Annotated in this window: 12 protein-coding genes; 5 read left to right on the plus strand and 7 right to left on the minus strand. The window is 67.4% G+C overall.

Annotated features, from left to right (window positions below):
- Positions 1 to 39 precede the first annotated feature (39 nt).
- The 4 genes from ACIQCY_RS06140 to ACIQCY_RS06155 form a co-directional block, all read right to left on the minus strand.
- Positions 40 to 1,125 (minus strand): putative glycoside hydrolase, encoded by a 1,086-nt coding sequence (locus ACIQCY_RS06140; RefSeq protein ID WP_400483006.1) that lies wholly within the window; start codon positions 1,123 to 1,125, stop codon positions 40 to 42.
- On the minus strand, positions 1,122 to 2,816 hold the full coding sequence (pelF, locus tag ACIQCY_RS06145; protein ID WP_400483007.1) for a GT4 family glycosyltransferase PelF: 1,695 nt from the start codon (positions 2,814 to 2,816) through the stop codon (positions 1,122 to 1,124). Before pelF ends, ACIQCY_RS06140 begins: the two co-directional genes overlap by 4 nt.
- Before the next feature lie 88 nt (positions 2,817 to 2,904).
- A complete protein-coding gene (locus ACIQCY_RS06150) occupies positions 2,905 to 4,368 on the minus strand; it encodes a hypothetical protein (RefSeq protein ID WP_400483008.1) in 1,464 nt (487 codons plus the stop codon).
- 461 nt (positions 4,369 to 4,829) lie between these two features.
- Positions 4,830 to 5,864: a nitronate monooxygenase gene (locus tag ACIQCY_RS06155; RefSeq protein ID WP_400483009.1), complete on the minus strand. Its 1,035-nt coding sequence runs from the start codon at positions 5,862 to 5,864 to the stop codon at positions 4,830 to 4,832.
- Positions 5,865 to 5,993: 129 nt separating this feature from the next.
- Between ACIQCY_RS06155 and ACIQCY_RS06160 the strand changes: the two genes are divergently transcribed.
- Both ACIQCY_RS06160 and ACIQCY_RS06165 read left to right on the plus strand, forming a co-directional pair.
- Positions 5,994 to 7,229, plus strand: a complete 1,236-nt coding sequence (locus ACIQCY_RS06160) for an amidohydrolase (RefSeq protein ID WP_400483010.1) — start codon at positions 5,994 to 5,996, stop codon at positions 7,227 to 7,229.
- On the plus strand, positions 7,226 to 8,635 hold the full coding sequence (locus ACIQCY_RS06165) for an amidase (RefSeq protein WP_400483011.1): 1,410 nt from the start codon (positions 7,226 to 7,228) through the stop codon (positions 8,633 to 8,635). The genes ACIQCY_RS06160 and ACIQCY_RS06165 overlap by 4 nt, the downstream gene beginning before the upstream one ends.
- Positions 8,636 to 8,650: 15 nt before the next feature.
- On the opposite strand, the gene ACIQCY_RS06170 is transcribed toward ACIQCY_RS06165, so the two are convergent.
- Positions 8,651 to 9,838, minus strand: a complete 1,188-nt coding sequence (locus ACIQCY_RS06170) for a hypothetical protein (RefSeq protein WP_400483012.1) — start codon at positions 9,836 to 9,838, stop codon at positions 8,651 to 8,653.
- 40 nt (positions 9,839 to 9,878) lie between these two features.
- Positions 9,879 to 10,706, minus strand: a complete 828-nt coding sequence (locus tag ACIQCY_RS06175) for a nuclease-related domain-containing protein (protein WP_400483013.1) — start codon at positions 10,704 to 10,706, stop codon at positions 9,879 to 9,881.
- Between the two features lie 279 nt (positions 10,707 to 10,985).
- On the opposite strand from ACIQCY_RS06175, the gene ACIQCY_RS06180 reads away from it, so the two are divergent.
- On the plus strand, positions 10,986 to 12,002 hold the full coding sequence (locus ACIQCY_RS06180) for an exonuclease domain-containing protein (RefSeq protein WP_400483014.1): 1,017 nt from the start codon (positions 10,986 to 10,988) through the stop codon (positions 12,000 to 12,002).
- A 3-nt stretch (positions 12,003 to 12,005) separates the two neighbouring features.
- Here the strand turns inward: ACIQCY_RS06180 and ACIQCY_RS06185 are convergent, their stop codons facing one another.
- Positions 12,006 to 12,593, minus strand: coding sequence for a TetR/AcrR family transcriptional regulator (locus ACIQCY_RS06185; protein WP_400483015.1), 588 nt, complete (start codon positions 12,591 to 12,593; stop codon positions 12,006 to 12,008).
- A 112-nt stretch (positions 12,594 to 12,705) separates the two neighbouring features.
- On the opposite strand from ACIQCY_RS06185, the gene ACIQCY_RS06190 reads away from it, so the two are divergent.
- A complete protein-coding gene (locus tag ACIQCY_RS06190; protein ID WP_400483016.1) occupies positions 12,706 to 13,959 on the plus strand; it encodes an MFS transporter in 1,254 nt (417 codons plus the stop codon).
- A complete protein-coding gene (locus ACIQCY_RS06195) occupies positions 13,960 to 16,434 on the plus strand; it encodes a beta-glucosidase (RefSeq protein ID WP_400483017.1) in 2,475 nt (824 codons plus the stop codon). It begins immediately after the preceding gene.
- Positions 16,435 to 16,451: the final 17 nt, after the last annotated feature.

Genomic DNA, 16,451 nt, shown 5'->3' on the forward strand with positions numbered 1-16,451 from the left:
CGGAGATCCTGACGATTAACCCTGCCAGGACCTCCCGTGTCAGGGGGAGCGGCGGAACAGGACACCGCGTTGCGGGGGCAATACCATCGTCGATGGTGCCGGGTGTCCGTCCGCATCCACCATGCCCGCAGGGATCCGCACCTTCCGGCGGCGCCGGCCGTCGCGGTTGAAGTTCACTGCCGCGAAACCACCGTCGAACTCACGCCACCATGCATGATTCTTCCCCTTCGGCTCAGTGCGTGGTGAGCCGAACTGCCAGTCGAGTTCCGGAGCGTACTGGGTGCGACTGTAGTCGTCATGCGCTGTGGCGGAATAGGCGCCCCTGCCTCCGCCGAAGATCCAGAAGGCGGACAGTCCGTAGGAGAAGTTGGGGTGTCGGTCATCGCCGTCAGTGGGTACGCGCAGGATCGACAGCCCGGGCCCGGCCGCTTGCGGCAGCTGTGCTTCCGCGGTCACCGGGTCGAACAGGTCCACTGGGCTGTAGCCGAGCCAGACCTCCTCGAATCCTCCTCCGAATGCTGAATGCGCGTCCCACCTTCCCGGCTCGCGTCGAGACTCCGCGATGTTGGGCACCAGGATCTTGCCTGCTGCATTCAGTGCCGCACCGGCAGCACGCACGAGTTCACTGAGAGCGGCTCGCACGTCGGCCATGTCCGCGGCACCGTCGATCGGCAGACGCAGACCGTAGTAGTCCTCGAAGACGTCATTGTCTGCCATCACCCCGTCGAACGGCGACTCTCGCAGTTCCTGGACGACGTTCTCAACCCAGCGGCGCTGGTACTCGCGGTCCCATACCCGCAGCTGCCAGTGCCCAGGGTAGCGTTCCCACTCGATGCGGGAACCGTCCAGCCGGGTGGCAAACCAGTGCGCGCCGTCGCCTGACCCCTCCTCCGCTTCAAGGTAGGAGACCCCGGAGGTGAAGATCGGACCGGGTTCGTAACTCCTGGTCGAGGACAGGCACTTGTAGCAGAGCACCGTCATGTCGGGCCGGAGCCGCTTGAGCTCCTCGGCAGCATCCGTCTCCCAGGGTTGCAGGATCGCTACCCGGTAATGTTCCGCAGCAAAACCCAGTTGCCCGGCCTCGAGCGGGTCACCGTACCTGATCCAGGCGCCGACCCCCGTCATGAGCTCGCACGGGTGAAATCGTCGAAATCGCTCGCCGAGAGCGCACGGAGATCGGTGATGTCACCGACCGTCCGGTAGATCTCGTTGTAGGAGGACATGATCTCGTGCATCTGGAAGAACTCCTGCACCCGGATGCGCGCATTCGCTGCGTACTCGGCGTAGCGTTCACGGTCGCCGATGACAGCGCGGACGTTGTCCGCCATCTGCTGCACGTCACCGGCGAGGACGAGTTCACCACAGGATCCGATCTTCCGCCCGTCAGACGTGAGGAGCTCGTCACCGATCAGCTGGCGCATCCCGCCCACATCCGTTCCGACAGTGGGGATGCCGGCTGCCATGGCCTCGAGCACCACGATGGGCTGGCCCTCGTTGTAGCTGGGCAGGACCAGCAGATCGAACTGGTCGAGCATGTCGCGGACATTGACCGTGCCATGGATCGTGACGTGGTCCTGCAAGCCGAGGCTTTCAATCTTGGCGAGACAGGCCTCGTAGTACTCGGGCACGTGCTCGGTGGGGCCGAGGACGTCCAGATGCAGGTTCGGGAAGCCTTTGCGAACCAGGATGTCCATACTGGAGACCAGGTCGAGAAGCCCCTTGATGGGCACCACGCGGGCAATGTAGACGAGCTTCCATGTGTGGTCATCGCCGATCTGCGCCAACTGCTGCTGGGCCTCGAGCCGTGCGCGGTACTTGTCCTCGAACTCCTCGATCACCATGGCGTTGGGTACCACGACCGCCTTATCGATGTCCGTGCCCAGGCGGGCGGCTTCCGTGATCGCCGTCGGGTACAAGTAGGTGATGATCGCCGCACTCGGGTAGCAGAAGTGGCCCATTTCGATCCACCATGCCATCCACGCGCGCTGCTCCGGGGTGACGTCGAACGTGCGGTAATCCTCGGAGGTGATGGAGAGCGCCATGTTGCGGTCCAGCAGGGTGTTGACGGTGTCCCGCACATACAGGTTGTGCTCCGTCAGCAGGAACGAGGTGTCGTGGTCGCGGGCTGCGGATGCCCCGAGGAGGGACGCGTAGCCGGTGGTGTGCGCGTGATAGACGCGTGCTTTCGGCATCGTTTCGCCGAGAATCGCGAAGGCGAGGGACAGGAAGTTGCGTAGCGTCCAGAACGAGTTCGCAAGGGACAGATTCAGCTGCGGCATCCGGATCGAGAGGGCTTCCATGAATTCGCGTGTCCCCAGCAGCGCCCACAGTGGGTAAGTACGGGTGCGCTCGTTGAACCCCTCGTCGATGAGCTCCCACAGCGGTTCCACCTCACGCCGTTCGGATAGAGCGTAGAGAGCGTCGAAGAGGCGGTTGGCAAGTGCCGCGCGTTCCACAGCATCCATGTTGAGGTCCTTGGCGGATACGGCCATGAAGTCGTGCCGGTGCTCCTGCATGCTGAGATACACCGGACGCACCCATACGACGTTGTCCGGCATTCCGTACAGATCCTCGTGCGGAGCATCGGAGTCCCAGGTGATGTGAATGATTCCGTAGGTGAGGTCGGGGTTGTGGGTCACGATGTCGTGCACCACGGCGGATACCCCTCCCTTGAGGTAGGGGTAGGTGGATTCCATGACGATCGCGACGTCGACATCCTCGTAGTGTCGCAACGCTGCGGTCTGGGCCGGCGGGACGATGACAGCAGACTGCTCGAGCGCTGCGCGGCGGGCCTTCGGGGTCTTGAACACGTACATGGTTCTTCCTTGTCAGGTGGTGAGACGGTGCAACGAATGGGAGGTGGAGGCCGGACGCCCGAAACCTGGGCGACTGAAGCCCGGGGGACTACCAGGAGGTGGCATGCCGCCAGAAAAGCGTGTATTCGGGCTGTGTCCAGTGGCGCTTGTAAAGCACCCAGGCCACGGCCACAAGGACGAGGTCCGCCACGACGAGAGCACCATAGGCGAGTGCAGCGCCGCCAGAGGTTTGCGTAACACCAATCAGCAGGAAGGCCGCCACGCACAGAGCGAGGTGGATACCGCCGAGAACCTGTGGGAGTGCCTTCTCACCGATGTAATCCAGTTCGTAGCTGAGCAGAGTGAGAATCATGAAAGCCCACGAGGCAACACCGACGGAGACGGCCAGGAGCACGTTCACCGGTGCGATGCCCTCGAGGAGCAGTGAGATCACGAGTGTGAGGACCATGCCCACTGCTCCGGTGCTGAGGATTGCGCGATCCACGGTCCGGCTGAGTCTCTTTGACCGCGTGGCCAGAACGGTGAGCGGCTCCTCCGCGATGGTTCGATGCAGGGAAGTAATGGCTTTGTCTACCCGCGGGGCGAGATTCACGAAGTAGTAGTTGTAGGCGACGACGGCGGGCAGCATCGCCAGGAACACGATCACCACCTGGAAGTCGCCGTCCGTGACGAGGAACAACACGAACTTGTCGGCCCAGAGCACCGCTCCGAGCAGCAAACCGCGGACCAGGTCGGTCGAGAAGTCACGGGCTCCGAGTCGACGGCGGAAGCTGACCGCACCCAGCCCGCGGCCCATGGCCGCGATCTGCGTGAGCGCACCGAGTAGCGGCGGAAGCCACCAGATGGTGGGAGCCACGAACAGAGCGGCAGCGTATGCGACCCAGGCGATGGCCCAGAGTCCGCGGCGGTCTCCGACATTGGCGAGCACGAGGGACTGGACGAACAGCAGGTGAAGGGCACAGAGCGCGGCATAGGTTGCCAAGGCGGTGAAGGACCAGCGTGTGGCGAGCCAGAGCGGAAGCGCGAAGACGATCACGAGCGGCAGGGCCTGCACGAACATGGCAGGCCATGTGGTGCAGAAACGACGGGTGATGGCCGTCATGTCTCTTTCCGCCATGAGGTCTCCGATGGCGCGGTACGCCGGCAGGCACGCAGCTTGCGCGAGCCACGGCACGGTGATCGACGAGGCCAGCACCACCAATGTCAGTTGGACACCACCCACGTTGACTGCTGCCATCGTCGGGCTGACCAGCGGGTAGACCAGGTTCAGCAGGATGACGGGCGAGAGATATAGCAGCAGGCCAGCACCGGGACGGGCGCCGCCCCCGCGCTCTGCCCGCTCACCTCCCGAGGTTGATGCGTCGGGGCGCGCGAGTATCAGCAATGCCAACATCAGCAGGAGGACACCGGCTGCGAGAAGGGCATAGGACCACCCGGTCGGCAGGATGGTGTCAGCCAGTGGCACGAGGGCGGTGAGGATCAGCGCCACGACGATGACGATCGTCCGACGTCGGGCAAAGGAGTCCTGAAGGAGAGACTGCAGAGAGGTCATTGTTCTTCCCCTGGCCGCTCGTATCCCGGCATTCCAGCGGGGAAGGCGACTTCGTGTGAGACGTGAATGAGAGACGGTTTGTCCAGCAGCGCCGTAGCCGAAGCCGGGTATGGCGCACCTGAGTGCTCATGAACAAGCAGTACCGGTCGAAGTCACGCCCAAAGGGCAAGGGTGCGTCATCGCCGGCTCTACCAGCGAGCACCGCAATCAACCTATGACCTGAGCAATCTCGTGGCATGCGTAGGTACTACGCAACCAAGAGGTCCAACTACTCGTACTGCCAACTCCGGGTACTTGGTTTCCATAGAAGGCCCAGTGCTGACGGCGATGTCCAGAAGTCGTCTGTGATCAACATCACTGCGAGCGAGAGGCTCATCGTAGTCGGGTGAGTGGCCGGGGCTGAAGCCGTCCGGGACGCAAGGTTCACGACAACCAGCCGCACGGGAACTGCGGTGGACGAATCAGGGTGCGAGGTCGGCGACGATGTCGGCGGCCGGCCCGGTCCGGGCGGAGCGGTAGCCGGTACCCGCCCAGAGGTGTAGGGCCTGCAGGTCGTTGGCGGCTGCCGCAGCTGCTCGCAGTGGTGCCGTGATGTAGTGGATCTGCGGGTACGCGTGACCGGCGCGGTCGTGGCGGTCCATGAACCTGTTGCGCAACCCGCGGGCCGGCCTGCCGGTGAAGGCCCGGGTGACCCTGGTTTCGGTGAAGGCCGGGTCCTGCAGGGCGGAGCGATGGGCCGGGTTGGTGCCTGCTTCGTCCGCCAGGAGCAGGGCGGTTCCGACCTGGACGGCGGCGGCACCGGCATCGAGCATCGCGCGGACCTGATCGCGGGTGCTGATGCCGCCTCCTGCAATGAGTGGGAGGTCGACCGTGTTCCTGATGGCGCTGATGAGTTCGGGGAGCGGCTCGGTGCCGGGTTCGGCGGCGGGGTCGAAGGTCGCCCGGTGGCCGCCAGCCTCGGGGCCCTGCACAACCAGGATCCGTGCGCCGCGATCGGCCGCGGTGCGTGCTTCGTCCGGAGAGGTGACGGTGACGGCGGTGTGGACGCCGAGCGCGTTCAGCTCGTGCAGCACGTCGGCCGGCGGACAGTCGAAGGTGAAGGATACGACGTCGGGTCTCAACTCCCGGACGACGTCGAGCTTGCCGTGCCAGGCGTCGTCGTCCCACCTCGCTCGGCCGACCTCGATGCCGTGCCGGTCGGCGTAGTACTTCAGTTCCTGCCGGTACGCCTCGAGCTCGTCCTCGTCCACGTTGTTCGCGGACACGACGAAGAGATTCACCCCGATCGGGCCCCGGGTGAGTGCCCTGGTGGTGGTGATCTGATCCGCGAGCTGCTGCGGCGTCTTGTACCCGCCGGCGAGGAACCCCAGACCGCCGGCGTTGGTGACGGCGGCGGCGAGGTCGGGGGTGGAGGGCCCGCCGGCCATGGGCGCGCCGACCACCGGCCGCTCCAGGTCGAAGGGCAGGGAAACAGGACCGGACAGGGTCACGCGCATGCTCCTCTCATCAACGACCACAACCTACCCCTGATCCACGCTGGGTCGTGCTGCTCGAAAGCCAGCAGGCGGGGCACGAGTCGCGCTACCGTCATTCCAGTGCTCCGTCAGCCACCCCGAAAGGACACCATGACCATCGATACCGCCGTCTTCGATCTCTCCGACGCCGACACCACCGCCATGCACGAGCTCTACCGACACCTGCACGCCCACCCGGAACTCTCGATGCAGGAAACCCACACCGCGGCATTCATCCTCGAGAAGCTGACCCACCTCGGGCTGGAGACGTTTCTGTGCGGCGGCACCGGCGTCGTCGGGATCCTGCGCAATGGCGACGGACCGGTGGTCGGCTACCGCGCCGACACGGACGGCCTGCCGATCGCGGAGGACACCGGCCTCGACTACGCGAGCACGACGTCGGGCACCCTCGCCGACGGGACCGGCGTCCCGGTGATGCACGGCTGCGGCCACGACACCCACATGACCGTCGGCCTCACCGCCGCACAGCTGCTGGTGGAGAGCCGAGAGGCGTGGTCCGGCACCGTGGTGTTCATCTTCCAGCCGGGGGAGGAGACCGGCGAGGGTGCGGAGGCCATGGTCGAAGACGGCTTGTGGGACAAGGCGCCGAAGCCTTCGATCATCTACGGGCAGCACGTCTGGCCCGGGCTGGCCGGCACTGTGAACATCAGCAAGGGCACCGCCATGGCGATGGCCGACTCCTGGAAAGTGACAGTGCTCGGCAAGCAGGCGCACGGCTCGCAGCCGGAGCAGTCGATCGACCCCATCGTGCTCGGCGCCCACATGGTCGTCCGGATCCAGACGATCGTCTCCCGCGAGGTGCACCCCATGAAGTCCGCGGTCGTCACGATCGGCACGTTCCACGGAGGCCTGAAGGAGAACATCATCCCGGCGTCCGCGGAGTTCACGCTCAACGTGCGGACGTTCGACGTCGATGTGCGCGAGTGCGTGCTCGGCTCGCTGCGGCGCATCATCAGTGCGGAGGCCGCGGCGTCGGGTGCGCCGGAGCCGACCATCGAGGAGATCACCAGCTTCCCGCAGTGCTACAACGACCCGTCCTCGACGGAGGACCTCATGGCGGTTCTGGGCGAGGTGCTGGGGGAAGACGCCGTCGTCGAGGCCCCGCCGGTGATGGGCAGCGAGGACTTCGGCCTCCTCGCCGAGGCCATCGGGGTGCCGAGCGTCTACTGGTTCTTCGGCGGGCACCCGCAGGAACTGCTCGACGGCGACGGCCAGGTTCCGGGCAACCACTCGCCGTACTTCGCGCCGGTGATCGAGCCGACGCTCACCACCGGCGTCCGCGCGGCCATGGCGGCGTTGCTCTCGAAGCTGGGGAATGCCGCGTGAGCACTGCGCTCTCCGACCTGTCCGCCGTCGAGCTGACCGGGGCCATCCGCCGTCGTGAGCTGTCAGCGCGTGAAGCGCTCGAGGCGCACTTCGATCGCATCGATGCCGTCAACGGGACGATCAACGCCGTCATCACGGAGGACCGGCAGGGCGCGGCAGCGCTCGCGGATGCGGCCGACGATCTCACGGCGTCAGGCGCTGACCTGCCGCCGCTGCACGGCCTGCCGATGACGCACAAGGACACGCACAACACCAGGGGGTTGCGGACCACGCAGGGCTCGCGCGTGATCAGGGACTTCGTGCCGACGTTCGACGACCTGATCATCGGCCGCCTCAAGAAGGCCGGCGTCGTCACGACGGGGAAGACCAACGTGCCGGAGTTCGCCGCCGGCGCGCACACCTTCAACGAGCTGTTCGGGACGACGGTCAACCCCTATGACACCTCCCTGAGTGCGGGCGGCAGCAGCGGGGGAGTGGCGGCGTCGATCGCCGCGCGAATCCAGCCACTTGGAGACGGCAGCGACATGGGCGGCTCGCTCCGGAACCCGGCGTCGTTCTGCAACATCGTGGGCTACCGGCCGTCGATCGGCGTCGTTCCGTCCCTGCCCACCCGCAACGCCTGGGCGTGGCTGAACCGCAATGGCCTGATGGCGCGTGACGTCGAGGACATCGCCCTGGGGATGACGGCGATCGCGGGTGCCGACCCCGCTGTTCCGTACCCGTACCCCGTCCCGGGATCGTTCGGATCGTCGCTGCAGCGGGACCTGACCGGGCTGCGGATCGGCTGGTCCTCCGACTTCGGGCTGGGCGTGCCGGTCGACCGTGAGGTGCTGCGGGTCCTCGAGGGCCAGTTGCAGGTCTTCATCGACCTCGGCGCGATCGTGGAGGAAGCGGCGCCGGACCTGCGGGGCGCGGACCAGGTGTTCGGGACGACGCGTGCGTTCGACTTCGTGCTCGGTCTGGGTGATCTCGTGAAGAAGCACGGCGACGCGATCAAGCCCGAGATCCGCTGGAACGTGGAGCAGGGACTGCGGCTGACGGCACAGGACATGATCGACGCCGCCCTCGCCCGGACCCGTCTCGACACCAGTGTGCGGCGCTACTTCGGGAAGTATGACGTCTTCGCGAGTCCGACCGCGCAGGTGCTGCCGTTCGATGCGTCCGAGCGGTATCCGACGTCGGTCAATGGCGTCGAGTTCGAGACGTACCTGGATTGGATGCGCTCGGCCACCCTGGTCTCGGCGACCGGCCTGCCCGCGGTGTCGGTGCCCGCGGGCTTCAGCGACGACGGCCTGCCGGTGGGCCTGCAGCTGGCGATGCCGCACGGGAGCGACGTCGAACTGCTGCAGGTGGCGTATGCGTTCGAGCAGGCGACGGGGTGGGCGAAGCGGGCACCGGAGCTTTAGAGGGCACCAAGGAGTCTATGCGCCGGATCCTTTCCGCACCCTGACGACGGACGGATCAGCGCCATCCTTCACCGCAGCTATCCCTGCTGCGGTCGCCTGCGCCAGGCACCACTTCCCGAGACTGCCCAGCGACAGACTCGCGAGAGTGCGATCACCTTTGAGGCGTTGTCCCACAAGAGCGCCGAATTGGCCCACATGGACGCCGCTCGTACGCAACTGCCCGTCCTGCAGTGCAGCGAGGAAGGCAGCCCGCACATGCTCCGGTCCTGCGGAAGACAAAGGGACGTGCTGAGTCACGTGCCGCTGTAGGTGCCCGTTGTTCGACTGCGTCATTTTTGCTGATTGGGCAAGGGGTAGTGCTGCCGTCCGATTGACCGCGGGTGCAGCGGCTGGTGCTACTGCCGGGGGCTTACCTATCGCGGCAACCGGCGCTACGACCGTCAGCCTGACGGAAGGTTCCAGCGCCTGCGTTACGGGTGCCGCTGCGGACGGGAGCCCCTGGTCGATGAGTGCGGCGAGCTCGAGATGGAGCGCGGACAGTTCGCGGTGGATCGCCGCAATTCTCACCTGCGGACTCAGTGCAACGGGAGCGGGCGGTGCGATCTTCTTGCGCACCGTGTGGCTGACCGAACACCGGAAGAGCTCGGCCAGCGCCTCGGCGAGAGCGATCTGCGCAGTGCCGCCGGCAGCCATCAGGGGCACCGTGACGGCCCTGCGCTCGACCATGAGGGCGACGTCCTCCAGGGACCCGTGCACCACGCCGTAGCGCAACCGCTCCCGCCGCGTGGCCTCGCTGATCTGCGGGGAATAGACGCTCGGGTACACATTGATCGAGTGCTGGTCGGCCGACGGGAAGTGGTTGTCGCAGATGCCCAGACGCAGCGCGCGACGGACGGCGTCGAGTTGCTTGCCGACCTGCTCGAGAGGATTGGGCACGACAGACCGGTTTCCGAGCGTCCACGCTTCCCCGGCGTCCTTCACCCAGGCCACTGCCGCCGGAAATCCCTTCCACTCGCTGAGGATGAAGGTGCCTTTGATCGCGTTGTAGAAGAGCCAGTCCACCTCAGCGATCGGCAGTCCTGGCGCATCGACCCGGCAGTTGCTGAAAGCCCAGACGTGATCGCCCAGCAGTTGGTGCAGGCGGTTCACCTCACGGGGGTCCGCCGTATGCGCGGCGCTGTTCTTCGAAGGAAAGTGGAGCACTGGTGATCTTCCTGTACGGAAAGGAGCTGACTACTGCTGGTCAGAAGGGCGGCAGGATGCCCGCGGCCGACGCGAAGAACGTCGCGGGCACCGCGAGGAGCCAGCCGATCCGCCGTCGTCGTGCCTGCTCCACCAGCCGGTGCAGCGCCTCGAAGGGCCCGACGACGTCGGTCGGGTCGCGCAGTACGGGCGGGGTGCGCCGCCACGTCGAGGGCTGCGCTGCGGCCGCTGACAGGAGGGCGACCTGCTGCTCGGTGTACAGGACCGGCCGCCGTGTCAGCCACCGGAGCAGCTGACCTTCGGTGAGCACCGCGACGGTCCGGTGCTTTTCCTTCACGGTGACCTGGCGTGCGCCGACGACCACGATCGCGGCCGAAACGGAGACCGAACTGAGGACAGCGGCGGAGAGCAGCTTCCCTGCCCGTGCTGCCTCATGCTCCGAGTTCCGCACGTAGGGGTACCGCGTCCCGGCGACCAGAAAGGTGCCCTTCGCCGTCCAGATGGTCTGGCCCGCATGGCGCTTGGTGTTGATCGTGAAGATGCCGGTCGGGCCGATCACCACGTGGTCGATGTCGGACGACTTCTCGCCGACCGGAACGGCGTGGAGGACCGTCCACTCCGGACCGAGGGAGGCGAGGGTGCGACCGACGGCGCGTTCGCCGAGTGCACCCCAGTACCAGGGCAGGCTGTCAGGACCCAGTGGCCGGACCCCGAACACCCGTGCCAGCGGCCCGCGAGCGTCGCCCGAACCGTGGACGTCGAGCAGTTCCTCCATGACCGACTGGCCGGGTACACGCCGCTTGAGCAGGCCCAGTGTCTCGGGTTCCACGTACGCCGCGTCGCCGTCGAGCGGGGCGGCCGCACTCACGTTCTGATTCCCGAATCCATGCGAGCCCCCCTGGGCATGAGACCCGGGCGAGCTGAGCCTCGCCCGGGGTAGGACGAATCTATCGCCCGACCTGCAACGACCGCGCCGGTCGACGCGCCGATTGGCAGCAGGATTACCTCAGCATTTCCGCACCACGAGGAAGACCGCGTGACGGCCACGAAACGGGCAACGCGACGGAAGGCGCGGGGCGGGGCGGGGCGAGGGGGCCGGTAGGCTGTCCAAGGCCGCGGATAGGCGGCGACAGTCTCAGGGGGAACAGTGCAGGGTCTCGACTTCACCGCGATCGACTTCGAGACGGCGAACAGCAAGCGTGGCTCGGTCTGCGCAGTAGGCCTGGCGAAGGTGAGGAACGGCGTCGTCGTCGACAGCGCGTCGTGGCTGATCAAGCCCCCTCCGTCCGTCAGCGACTTCGCTTCGATGAACATCGCCGTCCACGGCATCCGACCCGGTGATGTGCGCACCGCTCCGGGATGGGCCGAGAGCCTGCAGCGCATCCTGGTATTCGCCGGGACCGATCGGTTCGTCGCCCACAATGCGCCCTTCGACCGCTCGGTGCTGCGCGGTGCGTGCGCGGAGACGGGCCTGGCGGTGCCCGAGAACTCCTTCTCCTGCTCCGTCGACCTGGCCCGTCGCCTTCTCGGCCTCGAGCAGAACAGACTGCCGGACGTCGCGAGAGCTCTGGGGCTCGGCGCATTCAAGCACCACGATGCCGGCAGCGATGCCGAGATCTGCGCGGCGGCCGTCGTCGCCATCGCGCAGAAGCACGCACTTCACTCGCTGGACCTGCTCTGGCCGGCGAAGAAGCCGACGTCGTCGAGCGGTTCGCACCGCTACGCCAGGACCCCGACCCTCGCCGAACTGCCCCGGGCCAACCGTCAGGCCGACCCCTCGAACCCCCTCCATCATCAGGTGGTGGTCTTCACCGGGAACCTAACCACCATGACACGGGAAGAAGCGATGGACCGGGTTGCTGCCCTCGGAGCGACGCCGGCCAACAATGTCACGAAGAAGACGACCATGGTCGTGGTCGGTCAGGAGGATGCCAGCCGGCGCACTGTCTTTCTGACACCGGGTAGCGGCAAGGAACGGAAGGCGCTCCAGTACATCGGTGCGGGCCAGACCATCCGCGCCGTCAGCGAGCGCGAGCTGCGCGAGTGGCTCGGCCTGGACCGGCCCGAGGACCCGATCGGGGAGACACCGGCGGACGTGCTGGGAACACTCGAGTCGGCGGTCACCGGCCTGCTCGCCTGGGTCGGACGACGCAGGGTGACGTAGGGCTCAGGCGCCAGGCGCCTTCAGCAGCGCGATCGCCTGCCGCAACCCCTCCTGCATGCTCACGCCCTTGTCGTAGAGCCACTGCACCTGGATGCCGTCGAACACTCCGATGAGCAGGCGGCCGGCCCATTCCGGATCGACGTCCGTACGGTATTCGCCCGACCGCTGGCGCTCCGCCACCTCCCGGGCCATTTCGCGTACCAGCATCTCGTAGCGCTCACGGAAGTACCGATGGGACGCGTGGGACGCGTCATGGGCGGTCGCCGATGCCACCGCATAGAGCGCCGTCAGCCCCGGCTGCTGCTCGTTCCGCTCGGCGACCACCGGGAGGTCGTCCACGCTGACCCGTGTCTCGCCCATCAGCTCACGCGCCCGTTCGTCGCGCTCGGCGAGCACGGCCTGCTGCAGCTCCTGCTTGCTGCTGAAGTAGTGGAAGAGCGTTGCCTCCCGCACGCCGACGAGCTCCGCCACCTGCTTGAGCGCCGCACCCTCGAAGCCCTCCGTGGCGAACACGTCTGTCGCCGTCTGCACGATCGTGCGTCGGCGCTCTTCGCCTTTTGCGTACGGTCCCCGGAGTCCTCGTGTAGTCACCGACCCAGTCTAGGAGGGGCAGGGGCGCACCGGACGTCAAAATCTAGTAACACTCAGTTTTAGCGTGTACTCTCGATCCAATCCCAACGACGGGCCCTTACAAGGAGGCAACGTGGCCAACCTTCCAACTTTCGTCCAGGACGCACAGTCCACCCAGCGCGCAAGCCGCGCGTTCATGATCGGACTCCCGATCGCGAGCGCAGGCCTGTGGATGGCGGTCCTCGCACCGGCACTCGTTGTCCTGGCGATCAAGATCGCAGAACTCACCACTCCCGACACCCGCGCCGGCGCCTACAGCCTCGTGGCCGGCGTCGGAGCCCTGATCGCCCTCCTGGCCAACCCGGTGTTCGGCCGCCTCAGCGACCGGACGACGTCACGGTTCGGCATGCGGAAACCCTGGATCGTCGGCGGTTCCCTCGCAGGGCTGGTCGGCCTGTTCATCCTCGGCTCCGCCACCGGCGTCACCGGCGTGCTGATCGGCTGGATCGTCGCGCAACTCTCGTTCAACGCCGCGCTCGCGGCCCTGGTCGCCGCACTGCCGGACCAGGCTGCTGCCGACCAGCGCGGCAAGATCTCCGGCCTCGTCGGCATGACGCTCCCCATCGGCCTCGTCGCCGCGGCCTTCTTCGCCCAGCTGTTCGACACCGCCTTCCTGATGGCCGTCGTCCCCGGTGCGGTCGGCGTGGTGATCGCCCTGGCCTTCGCGTTCACCTTCAAGGACCGCGTGCTCACCGAGAAGCCCAGGGACAAATACACGATCAAGGACTTCCTCGGCTCGTTCTACTTCAACCCGGTCCAGCACCCCGGCCTCGGCTGGGCCTGGTTCACCAAGTTCCTCGTCTACATGGCCTACTGCTGCGGCCTGCTCTACATGCCCTACTTCCTCAGCGACCACCTCGGCGTCGCACAGGACGACGTAGCCACCCTGGTCTTCCAGTTGACCCTTGTCAGCGCCGCCGGCACCGTCGCCACCAGCTTCCTCGGCGGCTGGATCAGCGACCGCATCGGGCGCCGCAAGAACCTGGTGATCCTCTCCGCCGTCGTCATCATGGCCGGGCTGATCATCATCGCCACCAGCAGCGACTTCAGCCAGGTCCTTCTCGGCCAGGCCGTCGCGGGCATCGGCCTCGGCTGCTTCACGGCGGTCGACGTCGCCCTCATCGCCGACCTGCTGCCCGCGGACCAGTCCGAGAACGCCAAGACCTTCGGCGTCTTCAACATCGCCCAGGCGCTGCCCCAGTCCCTCGTTCCCGCCATTGCCGCACCGGTCATCGCCCTCGCCGGCTACCCCGGCCTGTTCCTCGGAGGAGCGGTGGTCGGACTCATCGGCGCCGCCCTCGTCACCCGCATCAAAGGAGTCCAGTAAATGACTGTCACCGCAACGGCACGCGTCGCCGTCGACCCCCGCATCCGCGAGCTCGCCGAGAGCCTGACCCTCGAGCAGCAGGTGAGCCTGCTGACCGGCGCGGACGTGTGGAGCACCGTCGAGATCCCCGAGATCGGCCTCCGCCGCGTGGTCCTCAGCGACGGCCCCGCAGGTGTCCGCGGTGAGGACTTCGACGAGCGCCACGACTCGATCAGCCTGCCGTCGTCGTCCTCCCTCTCCGCCGCGTGGTCCGTGGACCTCGCGCGCCGGTACGGGCAGGTGCTCGGTCAGGAGGCACACCGCAAGGGCGTCCACGTGGTCCTCGGACCCACGATCAACCTGCACCGCTCACCGCTGGGCGGCCGGCACTTCGAGTGCATGAGCGAGGACCCGGTGCTCACCGCGCAGCTCGCCGCGGGCTACGTGACCGGCGTGCAGTCGATGGGTATCGGCGCCACCCCGAAGCACTACATCGCCAACGACGCCGAGACCGACCGCTTCACGGCCGATTCCGTCGTCGCCGAGCGGCCCCTGCGCGAGCTCTACCTCGCGGCGTTCGAGCAGGCGGTCACCGAGGCGAAGGCCTGGCTCGTGATGAGCTCCTACAACTCCGTCAACGGCACGACGGCGAGCGAGAACCCGCTTCTCGAGACCCCGCTGTCCACCGAGTGGGGCTTCGACGGCGTCGTGGTCTCCGACTGGACCGGTGTGCGCTCCATCGACGCCGCCGAGGCCCACCAGGACCTCGAGATGCCCGGCCCGGTAGGACACTGGGGCCCGAAGCTCGTCGCCGCCGCCGAGTCCGGCGAGGTCTCCCGCGAGGCGATCCTCGAGAAGGTCACCCGGATCCTGCGCCTCGCCGCGAGGGTCGGCGTCCTCGACGGGTTCGAGCCCGCCGTCACCGATGTGCCTGCGGAGATCGACGGGCGCGCGTTCGCCCGTGAGGCCGCGATCCGCGGCTCGGTGCTCGTGCGCAACGAGGGCAACGTGCTGCCGCTGGACCCCTCGACCCTGAAGCGCGTCGCCGTGATCGGCCACAACGCCTCCGAGGCCCGCACGCAGGGCGGCGGCAGCGCCACCGTCATGCCGCTGCGCATCGTCTCGCCGCTCGAGGGCCTGCGGGAGGCACTGCCCGACGACGTCGAGCTCACCTACTCGCGCGGCGCGAAGGTGGCCGACGGCCTGCAGGAGTTCCCGCGCGCGTCGCTGCACAACCCCGTCGCCGGCGTCCCGGGCCTCCGCGTGACGTTCCTGGACGCGGCCGGCGTCGAGCTCTCCGCCGAGGACCGCCTGGCCTCGCACCTCATCTGGTTCGGCAAGGGCATCCCCGACGGCACCGCGAGCATCCGCATCGAGACCGAATGGGCCGCGCCCGACGACGGCGTGCACCACCTCGGCGTCGGCACCGTGGGGCAGGTCAGCCTGGCCCTCGACGGCGAGACCGTGTTCGACGGCGAACTCGTCGACGAGCACGACGTCCTCGGCGCCGCGCTGTTCTCCCCGCCGCAGAAGACCTTCCCGGTGACCACGACGGCGGGCCGGCGCGTGTCCGTGGAAGCGGTCTTCACACTGCCTGCGAGCCAGGTCATCCCGTTCTCGGCCATCCTGCTCGGTGAGGAGGCCGTGGTGGACGACGCCGAGGCCGAGATCGCGGCTGCGGTGGAAGCCGCCCGCGAGGCCGACGTCGCCGTCGTCGTCGTGGGCACCAGCGCAGCCATCGAGTCCGAGGGCTTCGACCGGAAGGACCTCGACCTGCCCGGGCACCAGGACCGCCTCGTCGCAGCCGTGGCCGCCGTGAACCCGCGCACCGTCGTCGTCGTGAACTCCGGTTCACCCGTGCTGATGCCCTGGCGGAACGAGGTCAGCGCGATCCTGCTGGGCTGGTTCGGCGGCCAGGAGTTCGGCGCGGCCATCGCCGACGTCCTCCTCGGGGCCGAGGAACCCGGCGGGCGCCTCCCGACCTCCTGGCCCGCAGCGCTGGAGGACGTGCCCGTCCTCAGCACGACGCCGGTGGACGGCAAGGTGCACTACGAGGAAGGCATCCACGTCGGCTACCGCGCCTGGCTGAAGCAGGCCGCCGACGGCGGCGCGAGCCCGGCCTACCCCTTCGGCTTCGGCCTCGGGTACACCACCTTCGATCTCGGGACGGCGTCGGCTGACGCGTCGGTCGCGGCGGGCGAGGGCCTCACCGTGCGCGTCCCCGTGACGAACACCGGCTCACGCTCCGGTCGCGAGGTCGTGCAGGTGTACGCCGCACGGCCAGACTCCGCGATCGAGCGTCCCGTGCGCTGGCTCGCCGGGTTCGGCTCGGTGGAACTCGAGCCGGGTGCGTCGGGCACGGTCGAGGTCGCCGTTCCCGCCCGTGCCTTCGAGCACTACGAGGACGGCTGGCAGTACGAGCCGGGCACGTTCCAGCTCCTCGTCGGACGCTCGGCGGAGGGCGACTTCCAGGAGCTCACGGTCCTCGTCGGGTAGTTCGACGAGGAACGGCC

Source organism: Arthrobacter sp. NPDC092385, from assembly GCF_044755105.1.
Lineage (GTDB): Bacteria > Actinomycetota > Actinomycetes > Actinomycetales > Micrococcaceae > Arthrobacter_D.

Excerpts from the sequence above, each read along its gene's own strand:
- ACIQCY_RS06150 (WP_400483008.1), bottom strand. The coding sequence starts at position 4,368 with ATGACCTCTCTGCAGTCTCTCCTTCAGGACTCCTTTGCCCGACGTCGG.
- ACIQCY_RS06160 (WP_400483010.1), top strand. The coding sequence starts at position 5,994 with ATGACCATCGATACCGCCGTCTTCGATCTCTCCGACGCCGACACCACC.
- ACIQCY_RS06195 (WP_400483017.1), top strand. The coding sequence starts at position 13,960 with ATGACTGTCACCGCAACGGCACGCGTCGCCGTCGACCCCCGCATCCGC.
- pelF (WP_400483007.1), bottom strand. The coding sequence starts at position 2,816 with ATGTACGTGTTCAAGACCCCGAAGGCCCGCCGCGCAGCGCTCGAGCAG.
- ACIQCY_RS06155 (WP_400483009.1), bottom strand. The coding sequence starts at position 5,864 with ATGCGCGTGACCCTGTCCGGTCCTGTTTCCCTGCCCTTCGACCTGGAG.
- ACIQCY_RS06140 (WP_400483006.1), bottom strand. The coding sequence starts at position 1,125 with ATGACGGGGGTCGGCGCCTGGATCAGGTACGGTGACCCGCTCGAGGCC.